This is a genomic window from Ruegeria sp. AM1 (assembly GCF_056540745.1).
The window spans coordinates 119,720-137,677 of record NZ_JBQFXH010000006.1 but is presented as its reverse complement, the minus strand read 5'-3'; the positions used below and the strand labels follow the sequence as shown (position 1 = coordinate 137,677).

Sequence of the window (17,958 nt, the reverse complement as noted above, 5' to 3'; positions counted from 1 at the left end):
ACAACGCCCCCATACCGTGCGATTCGAGGCGCCCAGCTGCATGACCCCACATATCCAAACCGACCCCAAGGCCAACCTGATCGGCAGCCTCTGGATGATCGCCGCGATGGCGGGCTTTGCCATCGAAGACGCCTTTCTGAAAGCAGCGTCCGCCACCTTGCCCATCTGGCAGGTGCTTATCCTGTTCGGGCTTGGTGGCACCATGGTCTTTGCAGCGGCTGCGGTTCTGCATGGTACGTCGCTGATCCAGCGGGATGTGATGTCCCGGCCAATGCGAGTCCGCGTCTTGTTCGAGGTGCTGGGCCGCCTCTTCTACTTGCTTGCCATCGCACTGACTCCTTTGTCATCGGCAACCGTGATCCTTCAGGCTACCCCGCTGGTTGTGGTCGCAGGGGCCGCCCTTGTCTTTGGCGAAACCGTTGGGTGGCGGCGCTGGAGTGCCATTGGGATTGGCATGATCGGTGTACTGATCATCCTTCAGCCAACGGGCGACAGCTTTTCGCTGCTGTCCATCCTGGCCGTGCTGGGGATGTTTGGCTTTGCCGGACGTGATCTGGCCAGCCGGGCCGCCCCGGCAACGCTAAGCACCGCGGTGCTGGGCTTTTATGGATTTCTGTCGATCATCCTTGCCGGTGTGATCTATCGGTTTTGGGAGGCCACCCCTTGGGCGCCAATCCCAACCGGGGCAGCACCATATCTGGTAGGGGCCGTGCTGTTTGGCACGCTGGCATACAGTTCATTGATGAAGGCCATGCGCACCGGAGAAGTCTCTGCCGTGACCCCGTTCCGCTATGCGCGGCTGCTGTTTGGGATCGGTCTAGGCGTGTTCATGTTCAACGAACAACTGGACCGAACCATGTGGCTGGGCAGCGCGCTGATCGTGGCCTCGGGCCTTTATATCCTCTGGCGCGGCAGGCAGGTGCAGCCCTAACCCTTGTCGTGAAAGAAATCATAGACCTTCTGCGCCAGACCCGCTGAGATACCTTCAACCGCCTTAAGGTCGGCGAGATTGGCACGGCTGACGGCCTTGGCGCTGCCAAAATGGGTCAGCAGGGCCCGTTTGCGCGCCGCCCCCACGCCCGGAATTTCGTCCAGGGGTGTGGCACCAATCGCCTTGGCCCGCTTGGCGCGGTGCGTGCCGATGGCGAACCGGTGCGCCTCATCCCGCAGACGCTGAATGAAATAGAGCACCGGGTCATTGCGTTTCAGGGCAAAGGGGCGCTGGCCGATGCGGTGAAATTCTTCTTTGCCGTGATCGCGATCAACACCCTTGGCGACACCAATCATTGCGATGTCTTCCACACCATGGGTCTGCATGATTTCGTGGACCGCGCTCACTTGCCCAGCGCCGCCGTCAATCAGCAGCAGGTCCGGCCAAAGCCCTTTGTCCCGGTCAGGGTCTTCCTTTTGCAGCCGCGTGAAACGACGGGTCAGAACTTCTTTCATCATTCCGAAATCATCGCCCGGCGTCAGATCGTCACCACGGATGTTGAACTTGCGATAGGCGTTTTTCATGAACCCTTCGGGGCCAGCCACGATCATACCGCCCACGGCATTGGTGCCCTGAATGTGAGAGTTGTCGTAGACCTCGATCCGAACCGGAGGCCCGTCGAGGTCAAACGCCTCGGCGATACCGCGCAGCAATTTGGCCTGTGTTGCACTTTCCGACATGCGCCGCGCCAACGACTCGCGCGCGTTGCGCAGGGCACCGGCAACCAACTCCTGCTTTTCACCGCGCTGAGGCACCAATATCTCAACCTTCCGCCCGGCCTTCTCGGTCAGCGCCTCCTGCATCAGGTCCGCGTTTTCGATGGCATCCGACAGGATCAGTTGCCGGGGCGGTTCCTTGTTGTCGTAGAACTGACCCAGAAACGCCTCCATCACTTCGGCGGGGGACACATCCGGCCCGACACGCGGATAGAAATCCTTGTTGCCCCAGTTTTGGTTTGCCCGAATGAAAAAGACTTGAACACAGGCTTGTCCGCTGTCCATGTAAAGGCCGATCACATCCGCCTCGGTGACGCTGCGCGGGTTGATACCTTGCGAGGTCTGCACCTGCGTCAACGCTCGGATACGATCCCGCAACCCAGCCGCGCGCTCGAACTCCATCGCCTCGGACGCGGCCATCATCTGTTCGGCCAGCTCTTCCTGCACCTTGGTTGACCGGCCCGACAGGAAAAGTTCGGCGTCTTTGACACTTTCACCGTAGTCGGCATCAGAGATGAGGCCGACACAGGGACCCGAACAGCGTTTGATCTGATACAGCAGACAGGGGCGCGTGCGGCTGTCGAACATTGAATCCGAGCAGTTTCGCAACAAGAACGCTTTTTGCAGCTGGTTCAGCGTCCGGTTCACCGCACCGGCACTGGCGAACGGGCCGAAATACGCGCCCTTTTCCTTTTTTGCCCCGCGATGTTTCTTGATCTGCGGAAACGGATGATCCTTGGCCACCAGAATATTGGGAAAGCTTTTGTCGTCACGCAGCAGCACGTTGTACTTGGGCTTAAGCTGTTTGATCAGGTTCTGCTCTAGCAGCAGCGCCTCGGTCTCGGTCCTTGTCGTCAGGAACATCATCGAGGCGGTTGCCGCAATCATCCGCTCGATCCGGCCCGAATGCCCCGGACGGGCATAGTTCGATACACGTGCGCGCAGGTTTCGGGCCTTGCCGACATAAAGAACGCGGCTTTCGGCATCAAGCATCCGGTAGACACCGGGCGAGCTGTCCAGCGTCTTCACATAGCGCTGGATGCAGGCATAGCCGGTGGGCTGCGAAGCCGGAACGGGGTCATTGTTTGCGGTCATAGAACTCAGATATGATTCTCCGACCTTGGCTGCACTCTTGTTTGCCGCAGATCAAGAGAAAACAAATCCACGGAATCTGTGGATAACTATGCAGATAACTTTCCAGACATGCCGAAAGGCCCTTGAATCCTTGGGTTTTTGTTGGATTGCACAAAAATTAGGCAATAACTCAAAGCATTGTTTTTATTTAGAATTTTTTATTTCAATCAACAAGTATATGAAAAAAAAGACATTTTTGTAACGCGTAGATAACGGAATTGGGAGCGGTGCAAAACTTGCGCCGGATATACTTATTCTACGCCCAGCACGTCCGGTGTTTGCCAGCCCAGATGCTGCCCGCCATCGACACAAAGCAACTGCCCGGTTACGGCATGCGCGTCCAGAAAATATCCCAGCGCGGCTGTGATATCCGAGGGGTTTGCCCCGCGTTCGAGAATCGTATTTTCCCGTTGCGCTCTAAAGTGATCTTCGCTCTGGCGGTGCCCCTGCATCGTTGGGCCGGGACCGATTGCATTTACGCGGATCGCGGGCGTCAGTGCCTGGGCGGCAGTACGAGTCAGCGCCCACAGCCCCATCTTTGCAATCGTGTAAGACATGAATTCAGGCGTCAGCTTGCGCACACGCATATCAACCATGTTCACGATCAGCCCGGTTGCCTGCGGCTCACCGTTTTCATCCGGCTCAGGCTCAAGCCCCTGCTCCGCCATCGCCTGTGTCAAAACAAACGGCGCACGCAGATTGCTGTCGAGATGACGATCCCAGCTTTGCCGTGTTGCGGAATGGATATTGTCATATTCAAAGATTGACGCGTTGTTCACCAGACAGGTGATAGGGCCGCCTAGGGCCTCTGAGGCGCGCGGCAGTAAATCCGTCACCTCAGCCTCGTTCAGCAGATCAGCCGGCAATGCGACCGCGGTCCGCCCCAGCGCCTGAATGTCCGCCACGGTCGCAAGCGCCGCTTGTTCAGAGGTCGCGTAGTGAATCGCAACATCCATTCCGCGCCGCGCCAGATACAGCGCCATGGCGCGACCCAAGCGAATTCCCGCGCCGGTCACAAGTGCTCGGGTCATGGCTCAGCTCTCCTTTGTCAGGTCATACCAGCAGGCTGACGATATAGATGACATAGAGCACAGTTAGCAGCAGGCCCCATCCGCGGTTGATATCCTGCTTGAAAAACACAAAGGGGATCAAAAGCAATGAGGCCCCAAGCATGACCCACAGGTCAAAACGCAGGAATTCCGGATCAACCGGGATGCGTCCGAACAAGGTGGCGATGCCCACAATGGCCAGCAGGTTGAACATGTTCGAACCTATGACATTGCCCAGCGCCACATCGGCCTGCCGCCGCAGGGCCGCCATAACGGTCGTTGCGAGTTCGGGTAGAGACGTTCCGACGGCTATCAACGTCAGGCCGATCACCGTTTCGCTGACGCCGTATGTTCGCGCAATGACGGTCGCGTTATCAACCAGCAGATGCGCACCCATTGGCAAACCGATCAGGCCAAGGATCAGATAGACCGACACCTTCCAGTACGGCATATCGGGGTCCGCCTCTTCCAGCCCCTCAAGACCTTCATCATCTGCGCAGGCCTCGCCGCAAGCTTTGCGGTGGGCATGCGCCTCGCGAAAGGCATTGAGCAGAACCAGAGCGAGTGCGGCCAGCAATATCGCACCGCTGACCAGATTGAAGACACCACAAAATGCAAGACCAATAAACAAAACCGACGCCAGCAGCATGAAGACATAGTTCTTACGGCTGTTGCACTCACTGGTATGCAGCGTCGCCAGAAGCGCAGGCAAGCCAAGCACCAGCAGGATATTGGCCGTATTCGACCCGACCACATTCCCCAGGGCAATACCCGGCGCATTTTCCTGTACGGCGCTGATGGCGATCAACAACTCGGGTGCAGAGGTTCCAAACGCCACAATCGTCAGGCTGACGATCAGCGCTGGCACACCCAGCCTCAGGCTGAGGTTGACCGCGCCGCGCACCAGCGCGTCGCCCGCCAGCAATAGGATCAGCAAACCCAGGCCAGAAAGCAGCCACGCGGTCATGTGCGGCCTCCTTTTTCGCAGGCGCACGGGCCTTTGCCGATCCTGTATCGCCCGCAACGCGGGCATTTCGCCGAACTCAGCCGCCGCTGTCCGGGAAAGCGCAGCTTGCCGAACATCGCCAATACACCCATGGCGACAAGGAACAGAGTGACAACCTTGATAATCACGTCACAAACCGAAACGCGCGTAGGCCGCCCGCTCCTCTATCCCGGTGATCGCATCCTGCGCGAGCGCGGCGCCAAATCGCGACCAGATGGGCTTGCGCAAGCCATAGCGGCGAAATTTGACCTTATCGCCAAAACGTTCCTGAATCTTTGGCTTCAGATGCGCGACGCCGTCGATCAAGCCAAGCTCTGTAGCGCGACGCGCCAGCCAGACCTCTCCGTTAAACAGGTCGGCTGTATCGTCCAGCTTACTGCCGCGCCGTTCTTTGACATAAGTAATGAAGTTTTCGTGGATATCGCCAAGCAGCCCTTTCAGCCGTGCGACATCTTCCTTTTTTTCTGGGGCAAACGGGTCGAGCATAGATTTCGACTGGCCCGCCGTATGCACCCGTCGTTCAAATCCCTGGCGGGCCAGAAAGACATGGGCGCCAAATCCCGATGAGATCACGCCGATGGACCCCAGAACCGAACTGTCATCGGCCCAAATCTCATCCGCTGACGCCGCCAACCAATAGCCACCCGAAGCCGCCACATCTTCGACGAAGGCAATGACGGGGATGTCCAGCTCTGCGGCCAGCCGACGGATCCGGGCCCCAATGAGCGAGCTTTGAACTGGCGATCCTCCTGGCGAGTTGATCTCAAGCGCCACGGCGTCGGGTTTCCCTTTGCGGAACGCCTTTTCCAGAACGGGGGCCAGTGTGGTGTCATTCAAGGATCCACGTCCCGCCATGCCGATGGCACCGGACAGGCGGACCACGGCCACGGTCGGCTGTTTCTTAATGAACGGAAGGCTGAGTTTCATGGGTGCCGATGTAGAGCGCCGGAAACCCGCAAACAAGGGATTGACCCGCGCATAAACACGACGTGAACCAATTTCCCACAGTCGATGGGCAAAAATGCAACGCCTCATCGGGCCTCTCTAGCTTCGGATGCGCCAGCCGGTTTTGAATATCCAGCCAACGATCGCGAGACAGATACCAGTAAAGGCCAGAATGGCCAGCAGACTCAGCCCGATCGGCACATCGGACAGTCCGAAAAACGACCACCGAAAGCCTGAGATCAGGTAGACCACCGGGTTGAACAGCGTGATGGTTTGCCAAAGCGGCGGCAGCATCGAGATCGAATAAAACGTCCCGCCAAGAAAGATCAGCGGCGTTACGATCAGCTGCGGCACCAGCGACATTTGTTCAAAATTGCTGGCCCAGATCCCGATAATGAACCCCAGCAAAGAAAAGCTGAGACAGGTCAGGATCAGGAACGCGGCCATGGCAATGGGATGCTCGATACGTATATCGACGAAAAAGGTCGAGGTGATCAGGATGACAAGACCCACAAAAAGTGCCTTGGTGGCCGCGGCCCCGACATATCCGATCACGATCTCGATAAAGTTCACCGGCGCGGACAGCAATTCATAGATCGTACCCAGAAATTTGGGAAAGTAGATCCCGAACGACGCGTTCGAAATGGCCAGCATCACCACCGACAGAATGATCAGCCCGGGAACGATGAAGGCGCCGTAAGAGACGCCGTCGACCTCTTGGATGCGGCTGCCGATGGCTGTGCCAAACACCACGAAATACAATGAGGTCGACAGGACGGGCGACAGAAAACTCTGCCCCAGCGTGCGGAAGAATCGGGCCATTTCGAACCGGTAGATGGCTGCAATCGCGGTCCAGTTCATGCGGCTTCTCCCGAGACCAGATTTACGAATATCTCTTCGAGGCTTGATTGCCTTGTCTGCACATCTCGCAGAACCAGCCCGGCCTGCGCCACATCATTCAGCAATGTGGTGATACCGGTACGCTCGGCATTGGTGTCATAGGTATAGATCAGCACGTCGCCCTGCCCGTTCAGGGTCAGGTTATGCTGAGACAAGCCGTCGGGAATGGCCGAGATCGGTTCGGTCAGCATCACCTCGATCTGCTTTTTGCCCATCTGCGCCATCAGCTTGTCCTTTTCCTGAACCAGCAACAGCTCACCCTTATCTATGACGCCGACACGGTCCGCGATGGCCTCGGCCTCTTCGATGTAGTGGGTTGTCAGAATGATGGTGACGCCGCTGGCCTTCAGCTCGGCCACGATATCCCACATGTCTTTGCGCAGCTCGACATCAACCCCGGCGGTCGGCTCATCCAGAAACAGGACGCGGGGTTCATGGGCCAGCGCCTTGGCAATCAGCACGCGGCGCTTCATCCCACCCGACAATTCCTTGATCGCGTTCTTGCGCTTTTCCCACAATGAGAGCTTGCGCAAAATCTCTTCGATTCGGGCGCTGTCGCGGCCATGGCCAAACAACCCGCGCGAGAACTGCACCGTGTTCCAGACCTTTTCAAAGGGTTCCAGTGCAATCTCTTGGGGGACCAGACCGATCATACGTCGGGCGGCGCGAAATTCATCCTGAATGTCATGGCCGCCCACCGTGACAGTACCAGAGGTTGGGGTCGTGATACCGCAAACCGTTGAAATCATGGTTGTTTTACCGGCACCATTCGGCCCGAGCAGCGCCAGAATCTCACCCTCTTCAATATCCAGAGAGACGCCTTTCAGCGCCTGAAAGCCCCCCGCATAAGATTTGTGGAGGTTCTTGATCGACAGAATTGTTGACATACGCTTCCCCGTTCTACCGGCGACCCTATCGCGCCACATCACGACAGAACAGGGCAAACTCGCACAAATCCCGTGCGGTCAGTCGCGACCTGTCAAACGCCCCAACCAGCCCTTTTTCTCTTCTGGCTCTGACCCATTCTCGGCGTCTTGGGGCGGGCCTTCGAAATGCTGCTGAAGGTTGGTAAAGAACTGATCGGCCATTTTCTTGGCAAAGCCATCGATCAACCTGCTGCCCAGCTGGGCGAGCTTGCCACCGACCTTAGCGTCCACATCATAGGCCAGCACCGTTCCGCCATCTTCGCCGGGGCTGAGCGTCACCTGGGCGTTTCCTTTGGCAAACCCTGCCGCGCCGCCCTTGCCCTCGCCCGCGATGGTAAGGCGTTCGCCTTCGACCATATCCGACATCGTCACCGTGCCCTTGAACGTGGCCTTTACCGGCCCGACCTTCTGCACCACGGTGGCCTGGTAGCCGTCGGCAGGATTGCCCGATATCTCTTGCGTTCCGGCCACGCAGACCTTCAGGACTTCGGGGTCCAGCAATGCCGCATAGACTTCGGCGGGAGAGGCCTGAATCTGCCGAGTATCACTCATCTGCATAGAGAATGCCCCTTTTTCATCCTGTGTCAGAACACCAGAATCCTAGCGCCGATCACCGGGTTCAAGCAACCCAATTGAATTCGGCAATAGACTTCCCACCCGAATGTGATAGCGATCGGACGCATAAGATGAGGCGCGCCGCAGGGGATTTTTATGGCCAGTGCTCCGCCAAATAACGCCACAGCCGGCATCGCCTTTATCGTGGCGGGGATGGTTGCGATCTCGGTCAACGACATGCTGATCAAGCAGCTTTCGTCGGGCTATCCGCTGCACCAGATGGTGTTCATGCGGTCCTCCATCGGCATCGTGCTGTCTTTTGCGCTGCTGCATTTCGAAGGCGGGCTGAGCCTTTTGAAAACACGCCACCCGTGGCTGCATATCACCCGCTGCCTGATGATCGTGCTGTCGAACATGACCTTTTTTGTTGCCCTGGCCGCTGCACCGCTGGCCGAGGTGACGGCGCTGTTCTTTGCTGCGCCGCTGTTCATCACCGTCCTGTCGATCCCGTTTCTAGGCGAAAAGGTGGGGCCATTGCGCATCGCCGCCGTTGCTGCAGGCTTTGCCGGTGTCGTCATCATGCAAAGGCCGTGGGAAGGCGGAGAAACCGAGGCCGTCAATCGCATGGTCTTGCTGCTGCCGGTGTTGTCGGCGTTGACCTATGCCGCCAACCAGATTCTGACTCGCAAGCTGGGTGCCACAACCAAAGCGTCGGCGCTGGCGATCTATATTCAGGCCATGTTCATTCTGGTCTCTGCAGTTTTCTTTGTCGTCGCGGGCGACGGGCGGTTTGCGACACAGGCCTCTGATCCCAGCCTGATCTTCCTGCTGCGCGCCTGGACTTGGCCTGCTGACGGCGACTGGACCTATATGATCGCGCTTGGCTTGAACTCGGGCATCGTTGGATATTGCCTGGCGCAGGCCTATCGCATGGCAGATGCCGCGACGGTTGCCCCGTTCGAGTACACCGGCCTTCCGATGGCGATCTTGTGGGGGTGGCTGATCTGGGGCGAGCTTCCCGATCCGGTGGTCTGGCTGGGCATCCTGTTGATCATGGGCTCGGGCCTGTTCGTCTTTTTCCGTGAACAGAAAAAAGCACGTCAGGTCGCCCGCATCGAGGTCAAGGGGCGCTACTGATCGGCTCACCCTCAGACGTGAGGCGTTGCAGCTCGGAAATCCGCTTCTGCACCAGCTCCAAATGCAGACGGGCATCGTATTGCCCCTGACGATAGGCTGCAGGCAGCCGCAACCCTGCGAACCGCTCATCCAACTCGCTCAGATGGGCCTGCATCTCGCGCAGCTGCTGCGGGTTTGGGTCATTGCCCAACTCCTGCTCGATTTCGCGGATTTCGGGATAATGCTGCCAGACCCGCCAACGCATGACATAGGCATAGGCCATGGGCAGCAGGCGCATAAGCGGGACCACGATGAAGAAAAACGGCAAAAACAGCAGCAGTACGCGATTGATCTGGGCCGCAATCCAATAGGGCAGCCAGTTATGCCAGGTCGACGGGCCCTCGAGAATCAGTTGCCGGGCCGTGTTGTTCACGGTCAGGCCAGTGCGGTCGATATTGGGAAAATCCCCTGGATCGGTGATGATCCCCTGTTGATGATGCAGCTCAATCGCAGCCATTGTCAAGCGATTGACCAGAGCCGGATGCAGATCAGGGCGCACCACCAGACGCGCCTCAAGCGCGATCAGATCAACCGGGCGCGGTGGCAGAACCGGCTCAAGCGACATGCCACCCGCGGGCACCGTGACCACGGTGGCATGGGACAACCGGCGCGAGATGGCTTCGACGTGATCCAGTTCAAGCACGCGCAAATCGGGTTGGTGATACGCCGCCCGCAGATAAGGTGCCTGGATCGGGGCGACATAAACAGCGATGTCCAACTGCCCATCCAGCAACGCCGCAGCCGCATCCCCGTAAGGGATCGAGAGATGGGTATTGTCGGCTAGCGCAAGCCCCACCGCCTGTTCGAAATCCCGGAACGCGGCGGCCGTCCCGGACTCGCTGGTCCCGCTGTTGATCCGAAGCCCGCGCCAATGTGCCGGGTTCGTCGGAATCGTGGCATCTGCGCGGGTAAGGAAAATCAACGGTTCAAAGAAGACAGTGCCCAGCGCTTCGACCTGATGTTTGTCGATGCTAACGCCCCCTTGCAAAAAAGCCGCGTCAACTTCGCCCTGCTCCAGCAACCCCACATTCTCGACCGAGCCCGCCGAGTTGAAAATCTCAACCTCGACATCATCCCGCGCCAATACATCAGCATAGGCCCGCGCGACCTCGACATAAGCGCCGCCATCCGGGCCCGAGGCCAGCCGCAGGCTGCCGGGCGGGTGCAGTTGCACAACTATGACAGCCAGGATCGACAACACCAGGGCGACGCTTATCAGAACCCAAAAACGCATCGTATTCTCATATCTCCATTCAACTCAGGACGCTAAGCGCAGCAGGCGGCTGTGACAAGCGCCCTGATCCCGGGTCGATGTCTCGTTTTCCTTGCAATTGCGGCGCTACATCTGGACGGTGCGGGGACGGAGGGTGGCATGCTGAACGGAATCCGAATTGTAGAGATCGAAGGGCTGGGCCCCGGCCCGTTTGCAGCGATGCTGCTGGCGGATTTGGGTGCGACCGTCATCACCATCCATCGCAAAGGTGGATCCACCACACCCGGCATGCCCGAGCAATCCGTGTTGGATCGGGGCAAACGATCCATCGCGCTGGATCTCAAAACCCCCAGCGATCTGCAAACCGCCAAAAGGCTGATTGCTTCGGCAGATGCGTTGATCGAGGGATTCCGACCCGGCGTGATGGAAAAACTCGGTCTGGGTCCGGATATCTGTGGCGAGTTGAATCCACAGCTAGTCTATGGTCGCGTGACGGGTTGGGGTCAGGACAGCCCGCTGTCGCAGACCGCCGGGCATGATCTCAACTATATCGCGCTTTCGGGCGCGCTTTGGTACGCGTCTCCACCGGGCGAGGCGCCGCTGACACCTGCCACTCTGGTCGGCGATATCGGCGGCGGCGCGATGTATCTTGTGACAGGCATTCTGGCCGGCCTGCTGAACGCGCAGAGATCAGATCAGGGCACAATCGTCGATGCCGCCATGTATGACGGTTCCGCCCATATGATGAATCTGCTGATGAGCATGCGCCAGACCGGGCAGTTGTCAGACAAGCGCGGGCAAAGCCTGCTGGACGGCCCACATTGGAGCCGCACATATGCCTGCGCTGATGGCGGTTTTCTCTCTGTGCAATGTCTTGAGCCCAAATTCTATGCGCAGTTTCTGGACCTGATGGGGTTGAGCGGTGATGCCGAATTCGAACAGCAATATAACGCAGAGCTTTGGCCCCGCCTGACCCACCGCCTTATAGACCTGTTCGCCGACAAACCGGGCGACTATTGGGCCGAACTGTTTGAAGGGACTGATGCCTGTGTCGCACCCGTCCTCTCCCTGCAGGAAGCGCGCGATCATCCGATGAACAAGGCCCGCGATGTCTGGCAAGAAGTCGAGGGCACGCTGCAAGCCGCCGCCGCACCACGGTTCTCAACCCACGCGTGGCGAGCACAGCCCATCCCTGTACGCGGTGAACATACAGATGAGATCATGCGCGAACTTGGAATCGACGCCGAACACTGAATGTCGCGCTGGGCAGGATCAGCCGCCCCGGACGGTGTCGATCATCAACTGCACATTCTCGGGATCAGCATCAGGCGTGATCCCATGCCCAAGGTTGAAAATATGTGGCCCTTTCGAGAACGCCTGAACGATCTGCCGGGTTTCATCCACCAAAGCCTGACCACCTGTCACCATATGGGATGAGGCCAGGTTGCCCTGAACGCATCCATCAACCTGAACATTGCGCGCGGCCCAGTCCGGAGACACCGAATTGTCCAGTGCCACGCAATCAACGCCCGTTGCCTTGGCAAAACCGACATACCCCTCTCCCGCCTCGCGCGGGAAACCGATCACAGGGATACCCGGATGGCGCCCTTTAATGGCTTGGGTGATAACACGGCAGGGCTCGACTGCGTATTTCTGGAATGCATCCGCCTTGAGCGAGCCCGCCCAGCTGTCGAAAATCTTGACCACTTCAGCGCCAGCCTCGATCTGCATGGATAGGTATTCAATGGTCGCTGCGGTGATACGTTCCAGCAAAGCCTCGAACAGGGCGGTGTTTTCTTCGCGCAACGCATGGGCCGGGCCCTGATCCGGCGTTCCGCGCCCTGCGATCATATAGGTTGCGACTGTCCAGGGTGCGCCTGCAAAGCCGATCAGCGTCGTCTCGGTGGGCAGTTCGTGGGACAGGATGCGCACTGTCTCATAGACCGGCGACAACGTATCATGGATATCCTCGACAGGCTTCAACGCATCAAATTCCGACTGCTGCGTGATTGTCGACAGGCGGGGACCTTCACCAGTGACAAACCACAAATCCGCGCCCAGCGCCTGAGGCACCAAAAGGATGTCGGCAAAAAGGATTGCCGCGTCGAACCCGTATCGGCGAATGGGTTGCAACGTCACCTCGGCGGCCAGTTCGGGATTATAGCACAGCGACAGAAAATCACCGGCCTGCGCGCGGGTGGCACGATATTCGGGCAGATACCGCCCGGCCTGACGCATCATCCAGATCGGCGGCACATCCTGCACCTCGCCCGCCAACGCCCGCAGCAGCTTTTTCGTCTCGGCCATCTTGGTCCTCAATCTTCCGGTTTGGAGCAACCGGTCCGTCTTCGGCGACAAAATGTCAAGCCCAGCCCCCATTGTCAGGGCAATGTGACGCGACTAAAGCTGGGCCCATGACTTTGAACCTGCCCACCCCCGCATCCCCGCTTCGGATTGGCACCCGCGGCTCGCCTCTGGCTTTGGCGCAAGCCTATGAGACCCGTCAAAGACTGGCCGACGCGTTCGACCTGTTGCAGGATGCATTCGAGATCGTTGTGATCAAAACCACCGGCGACAACCGGGCGATGATCGATGCGGACCGACCGCTGAAAGAGATCGGGAACAAGGGTTTGTTCACCAAAGAAATCGAAGATGCGATGCTGAAGGGCGAGATCGATATCGCCGTGCATTCGACCAAGGACATGCCGGTCGAACAACCCGACGGGCTAGTTCTGGACACGTTCCTACCCCGTGAGGACGTGCGGGATGCATTTATCTCACCCAGCCTGAGTTCGATTCATGACCTGCCCGAAGGCGCAGTTGTCGGCACCTCATCGCTGCGCCGCCGCGCGCAACTGCTGCATCGCCGCCCCGATCTGCGGGTGACCGAATTCCGTGGCAATGTGCAGACCCGGCTCAGGAAACTCTCAGAGGGTGTCGCCGAGTGTACTTTTCTAGCTATGGCGGGCATTCGGCGCCTGCAAATGGACGACATTCCCGCAACCGCAATATCACCCGATGACATGCTGCCCGCCATCGCGCAAGGTACGATCGGGATCGAACGGCGCAACGACGACACGCGCGCGGCAGAAATGCTGGAAGCCATCCACCACGCAGAAAGCGGTAGCCGCCTTGCCGCAGAGCGCGCGCTTTTGGCGGCGCTGGACGGATCCTGTGAAACCCCGATTGCTGGGTTGGCCGAAATGGATGGTCAAAGACTGCGATTGCGCGGCGAGGTTCTGCGCCCCGATGGGTCCGAGGCCATTTCTGACAACCAGACTGGCGCGATTGAGGACGCCACCGAAATGGGGCAGGCCATGGCGGCAAAGCTGCTGAAACAAGCCGGCAAAGGTTTCTTTGACTGGCGCGAGTAACTAAATTTACCAAGTGTGAACTGCATCACTGTCTCGTGTCGCGCGTTCATGCATTAAGGTGTTACAGATCAGATTGAGGTTCAGTCTCGAATATATCGAAAAGTTTAGATTGTTTTGTTTTATATGGTATTCGAGGGGGCGAGGCTGAATACCCTATCTGATCGGAGCGGGCCGCTGTTTGAAACAGCGGCCTGTCTTCTTTGTGATGTACCCCTAGGTCAGCCCCCCAAAAACTCAGGATATCTTTTGCGCCCGCCCCTGATGGCTGAAAATCACCTGATCTGACCGGGACTCGAGTCGAAAATCTGCAGCCCGCCCCGGCAGCTTGCGATAGAATCCAGCAAGACCGGCTTCAAGATCCGCAGCCTGCTCGGCGCACTCAGCACACATTGTTTCAATCCGGACATGCGGCTGCCGGTCACGAATGGCTGCGACCACAGACGAATGGGCCACTTCGAGGTCTTTGAACCGTCGGCTGGCCGCCATCGCCTGATCCCCGACGAGAATGAACACAGGCGCGGGTTTGCTTTTTCCCTTGAGATCGACAAACCCGGCCTCAAGCATGGCCAGCTGCCGTCCTGCGACCTCGAACACGGTATCCGAGACAAGGATGTCATAATCGACGTGCCTGCAGGTCTGCTCGACACGTGCCGCAACATTCACCACATCGCCGATGACGGTATAGTTGAATCGCCTCCGCGACCCGATGTTACCCACACAAGCCCGACCGGCAGCGCATCCGGTGGCCAGCGCGATCGGGGCCCGATCCCGCATCACCTCAGAGGCATTGAACTTCGTCAAAGCCTGCCGCATCAGCAACGCTGCCTGCGCCGCACGAAGCTGGTGATCCTCGACCGGAACGGGAGCATTCCAGAAGGCCATCACCGCATCGCCGATGAACTTATCTATGGTTCCGCGTTCGGCCAGAATCTGATCTCCGACCTCGGAAAACAGATCATTCAGAAGCGCAACCAGATCAGAGGCCGAAACCGACTCAGACAAAGGCGTGAATCCGCGAATATCTGAAAACATCACGGTAATCTCCTGAGTCTCGCCACCCAGTTCAAGCTGATGGCCTTTGGCATCCATCTCATCGAGAATTTCAGGTGCCACGTAGTGGGAAAATATCTGGCGGATCACGCGTTTCTCGCGCTCGGTCGAAATAAACAGATAGCCCGCCAGCAACCCGAAATTGGCCATTCCTCCCATTAGCGGAAAGGTGACGTCGAACAGCACCAACTGGTTCTGAAACGCCAACCAGCTGACCCCCAATACAACCGCCGCAGAAATACCTCCCGCAAGAAACGACGCCACCGCACCAAAGCTCGACATCACCAGAATGACGATCAACCCCAGAATAATGAACGCCAAAAGTTCAAGCGCGGCGGTTACGTCTGATCTGCTCAGCATTTCGTCTGTCAGAATTTGTTCGATGATCTGCGCGTGGATCGACACGCCCGGCACGGATTCGCCAAGAGACGTCTGCCGCATGTCAAACAGACCCGCCGCAGAGGTGCCCACAAGGATGATACGGCCTTCAATTTCCGCACGCAGCGCCGGATCATCGGGTGTTTGCAGGACTTCATTCGCCGAAAGATACAAGTCCGGCGCATCCCGTCTGTATCTGACCCAAACCTCGCCGTTTTCAGTTGTGGGTAGCTGAAACCCACCAATCTCGACCGCGACCATAATTCCGGCCTCATCCGGGGCACCTTCGGCAATCAGAATGGACTCACCCATCGCGATCCGTAACGTTTCAGCCCAAAGGCTGGGCAGCACGCCATCCGGGCCACGCCAGAGCGCCGGAACCCGTCTTACAACACCCGTCCCGCCCAAGGGCGAGACGTTGACACCGCCAATCCCGGCAGCGTCCTGATCCAGCGGCGGCGCGGGCGGCGTCCAGTACGGCACCGCAATCAGGCCCGTCGTCGGCATCTCGCCGATTTCGATGATCCCGGCCTTCGAGGCGACCGGCCTGTCCGCACCGGATGCACGGGCAGCAACACCCAGCACAACAGGCCAATTGGCCATCTCAGCCCCGAACATGACGTCATTGTCCAATTGCTGGTTTGCACGATCATTTCGGAACAGGTTCTTCAAACCCGGATCCTGCATCAACCGGGACGGAGAATACCGGTCGGGCTCTACAAAAAGCATATCGAAGGCAATGGCCGCCGCACCGTATTCGCCCAGGCGTTCGACCATATCCGCCATCAGGGTTCGCGGCCAAGGCCATTGCCCCCAGGCGGCCAGCGAGGCCTCATCAATGTCCACAACACGAACGGGCAATTCAGGATTGTATTCGCGCGGGGACAACCGCTGCAGAACGTCAAAATATATCAGTCGGGACATTCGAACCGGATAGGGATCCAGCACGCGAACAAAACAACCCAGAAGGATAAGCCCAAAACCGATGAGACCAAAGGCCAGCCGGCGACCATTTTTTTCCTTTTTCTTGCGGGTCACGCCGATCTCCATTGCCAAAACTGCAGGATACCGATGTTTGAAAAACCTCTAATTGTCGGCACCCTGTCCGAACCCTACCTCTGCGCCTGCGTCAACGGCGCTCTGCTCTCGGGCACCCGCCTGCTGGCCTGACGATGGTTGTTCGGCTGGCGGGTCGGGCTGCTCAGGTGACATGTCTGCTCCCGGATCGGGATGCCCGGTTGGCTCAGCTTGCGGGGTCGGGGGTTCTGGGGCTGCGGCTGGCGTCGGCGTTGCCGCCCGCACGCTTTCGATCTGTTCCTCGCGCCGGTCCCGCTGAGGACGTACACGAGGCGCACGATCCCCGGAACACCCCTCGATCGCCACCTGAAGCGGGGGCACCAGTCTCTCTTGAGAACTGATAAACGGGAACCCTTCCCGCAACGCTTTGTCATAGTTTTCCTGATCAACCGGCTTGCCTACACCGCCCCGCTGGCTGGTTGCAAAAAGGCTACACTGGCGCCCGGTTGACCGGCAGCTGCCGCCCCGCAAGCCGCACATCCGCACCGTTCCTTCAAGAACCAGCATGGCACTTTGGCTGCCCGGCACGATCCACATATCAAATGTTGTCCCGCGCACCGCCATGGTCGCGGTCGGCGTTTTGATAGAATAGGCGCGCTTTCTGCTTTTTCCTGAAATGAAACGGAAACTGCCGCCCAGCGCCTGCACTGCAAATGTCTTTGCTTTGCGATTGCCCCGCAGCATGGTCACATCCAGAACCATGCGCGCATTCGGGCCAATCGCTATCTTTGTTTCATCAACAAAAACAAGCTGAACAACACCTTTCCCATCGGTCGATATCGCATCCCCGGTTTCAACCACCATCCCTTCAAGGACCTGCAGGGTGTTCCCTGCACGCGTGATTTGGGCCCCTTGCTTTACCTTGAGAACCGTACCGATAGACGCTGCAGACGGCACCGGCAGGATTGAGATAACACACAGAACAACGAGCACTTTTAACCAGGTCAAATCCAGTCCCTTCCCCCAAAAAGGTTCCTGTCAGATGCGTTGCACCTGCTGCCCGGTTGTCTCCTCAACTTCTATTTATTTGGTCAATTGAAAACAGAATACATACAAATATGCCTTAAAACGCATGCAAATGACAAGTTTTTCGTTTAATCACCGCAGGATGCCCCGGGTGATCAACTGTGACACCGGCACCGCGAAGCTGGCCAAAAGCCGCCCAGGCCATCGCATTCCTGCAGTCTGTGCTAGCATCTGGTGGTGCAAACTCCGCCCGTTTCAGAAAAATGACAGAGGTCAGGAAAATCGCCTTGTATCTGGGTAACTGCCGGGGATATACCGGCCAGCGGAGACGTGGCCGAGTGGTCGAAGGCGCTCCCCTGCTAAGGGAGTAGGCGGGAAACCGTCTCGAGGGTTCGAATCCCTTCGTCTCCGCCATACACCGGTCAAAATGATCGGGAAAAATCACTCAGCAAGATTTTAGGAAGTTGGCCTGCGCCTGCGCGGCGCTTGTGCATAGAGCTGC

The 17,958-nt window shown here is 58.3% G+C and carries 15 protein-coding genes and 1 tRNA gene; 5 read left to right on the top strand and 11 right to left on the bottom strand.

Features of this window, described 5'->3' with window-relative positions; all coding sequences use genetic code 11:
- The first annotated feature begins 40 nt into the window (after positions 1-40).
- On the top strand, positions 41-931 hold the full coding sequence (locus tag ACR0I7_RS14170) for a DMT family transporter (protein ID WP_480512094.1): 891 nt from the start codon (positions 41-43) through the stop codon (positions 929-931).
- On the opposite strand, the gene uvrC is transcribed toward ACR0I7_RS14170, so the two are convergent.
- From uvrC to ACR0I7_RS14135, 7 genes are all read right to left on the bottom strand, one after another.
- Positions 928-2,802 (bottom strand): excinuclease ABC subunit UvrC, encoded by a 1,875-nt coding sequence (gene uvrC / locus ACR0I7_RS14165; protein WP_480512092.1) that lies wholly within the window; start codon positions 2,800-2,802, stop codon positions 928-930. The genes ACR0I7_RS14170 and uvrC overlap by 4 nt on opposite strands.
- 290 nt (positions 2,803-3,092) lie before the next feature.
- Positions 3,093-3,872 carry an SDR family oxidoreductase gene (locus tag ACR0I7_RS14160; protein WP_480512090.1) on the bottom strand — a complete coding sequence of 260 codons (780 nt, stop codon included), beginning with the start codon at positions 3,870-3,872 and terminating at the stop codon, positions 3,093-3,095.
- A 22-nt stretch (positions 3,873-3,894) separates the two neighbouring features.
- Complete coding sequence (locus ACR0I7_RS14155; RefSeq protein ID WP_480512088.1) at positions 3,895-4,857, bottom strand: calcium/sodium antiporter; 963 nt, start codon at positions 4,855-4,857, stop codon at positions 3,895-3,897.
- A 168-nt stretch (positions 4,858-5,025) separates the two neighbouring features.
- Positions 5,026-5,823, bottom strand: coding sequence for a S49 family peptidase (locus ACR0I7_RS14150; RefSeq protein ID WP_480512086.1), 798 nt, complete (start codon positions 5,821-5,823; stop codon positions 5,026-5,028).
- A gap of 117 nt (positions 5,824-5,940) precedes the next feature.
- Positions 5,941-6,702: an ABC transporter permease gene (locus tag ACR0I7_RS14145; protein WP_480512084.1), complete on the bottom strand. Its 762-nt coding sequence runs from the start codon at positions 6,700-6,702 to the stop codon at positions 5,941-5,943.
- Positions 6,699-7,628 carry an ABC transporter ATP-binding protein gene (locus ACR0I7_RS14140; protein ID WP_480512082.1) on the bottom strand — a complete coding sequence of 310 codons (930 nt, stop codon included), beginning with the start codon at positions 7,626-7,628 and terminating at the stop codon, positions 6,699-6,701. Before ACR0I7_RS14140 ends, ACR0I7_RS14145 begins: the two co-directional genes overlap by 4 nt.
- A gap of 78 nt (positions 7,629-7,706) precedes the next feature.
- The gene (locus tag ACR0I7_RS14135; RefSeq protein WP_480512080.1) at positions 7,707-8,225 is read right to left on the bottom strand and encodes an SRPBCC family protein; all 519 of its coding nucleotides are present in this window, start codon (positions 8,223-8,225) and stop codon (positions 7,707-7,709) included.
- A gap of 153 nt (positions 8,226-8,378) precedes the next feature.
- Here ACR0I7_RS14135 and ACR0I7_RS14130 point away from each other — a divergent pair, with 153 nt between their 5' ends.
- On the top strand, positions 8,379-9,359 hold the full coding sequence (locus ACR0I7_RS14130) for a DMT family transporter (RefSeq protein ID WP_480512078.1): 981 nt from the start codon (positions 8,379-8,381) through the stop codon (positions 9,357-9,359).
- Here the strand turns inward: ACR0I7_RS14130 and ACR0I7_RS14125 are convergent.
- Positions 9,343-10,632, bottom strand: a complete 1,290-nt coding sequence (locus ACR0I7_RS14125; protein WP_480512076.1) for a TAXI family TRAP transporter solute-binding subunit — start codon at positions 10,630-10,632, stop codon at positions 9,343-9,345. The two genes, ACR0I7_RS14130 and ACR0I7_RS14125, sit on opposite strands and share 17 nt — an antisense overlap.
- A 138-nt stretch (positions 10,633-10,770) precedes the next feature.
- Here ACR0I7_RS14125 and ACR0I7_RS14120 point away from each other — a divergent pair, with 138 nt between their 5' ends.
- A complete protein-coding gene (locus tag ACR0I7_RS14120) occupies positions 10,771-11,865 on the top strand; it encodes a CaiB/BaiF CoA transferase family protein (RefSeq protein WP_480512074.1) in 1,095 nt (364 codons plus the stop codon).
- Positions 11,866-11,883: 18 nt separating this feature from the next.
- Here the strand turns inward: ACR0I7_RS14120 and hemE are convergent, their stop codons facing one another.
- The gene (gene hemE / locus ACR0I7_RS14115) at positions 11,884-12,918 is read right to left on the bottom strand and encodes a uroporphyrinogen decarboxylase (RefSeq protein ID WP_480512072.1); all 1,035 of its coding nucleotides are present in this window, start codon (positions 12,916-12,918) and stop codon (positions 11,884-11,886) included.
- A gap of 107 nt (positions 12,919-13,025) precedes the next feature.
- Between hemE and hemC the strand changes: the two genes are divergently transcribed.
- Positions 13,026-13,985 (top strand): hydroxymethylbilane synthase, encoded by a 960-nt coding sequence (hemC, locus tag ACR0I7_RS14110; RefSeq protein WP_480512070.1) that lies wholly within the window; start codon positions 13,026-13,028, stop codon positions 13,983-13,985.
- 234 nt (positions 13,986-14,219) lie between these two features.
- Here hemC and ACR0I7_RS14105 read toward each other — a convergent pair whose 3' ends face one another.
- A complete protein-coding gene (locus tag ACR0I7_RS14105; protein WP_480512068.1) occupies positions 14,220-16,451 on the bottom strand; it encodes a CHASE2 domain-containing protein in 2,232 nt (743 codons plus the stop codon).
- Between the two features lie 48 nt (positions 16,452-16,499).
- Positions 16,500-17,438, bottom strand: coding sequence for a FecR family protein (locus ACR0I7_RS14100; RefSeq protein ID WP_480512066.1), 939 nt, complete (start codon positions 17,436-17,438; stop codon positions 16,500-16,502).
- Between the two features lie 342 nt (positions 17,439-17,780).
- Here ACR0I7_RS14100 and ACR0I7_RS14095 point away from each other — a divergent pair.
- A tRNA-Ser gene (locus tag ACR0I7_RS14095) sits at positions 17,781-17,870 on the top strand.
- Positions 17,871-17,958: the final 88 nt, after the last annotated feature.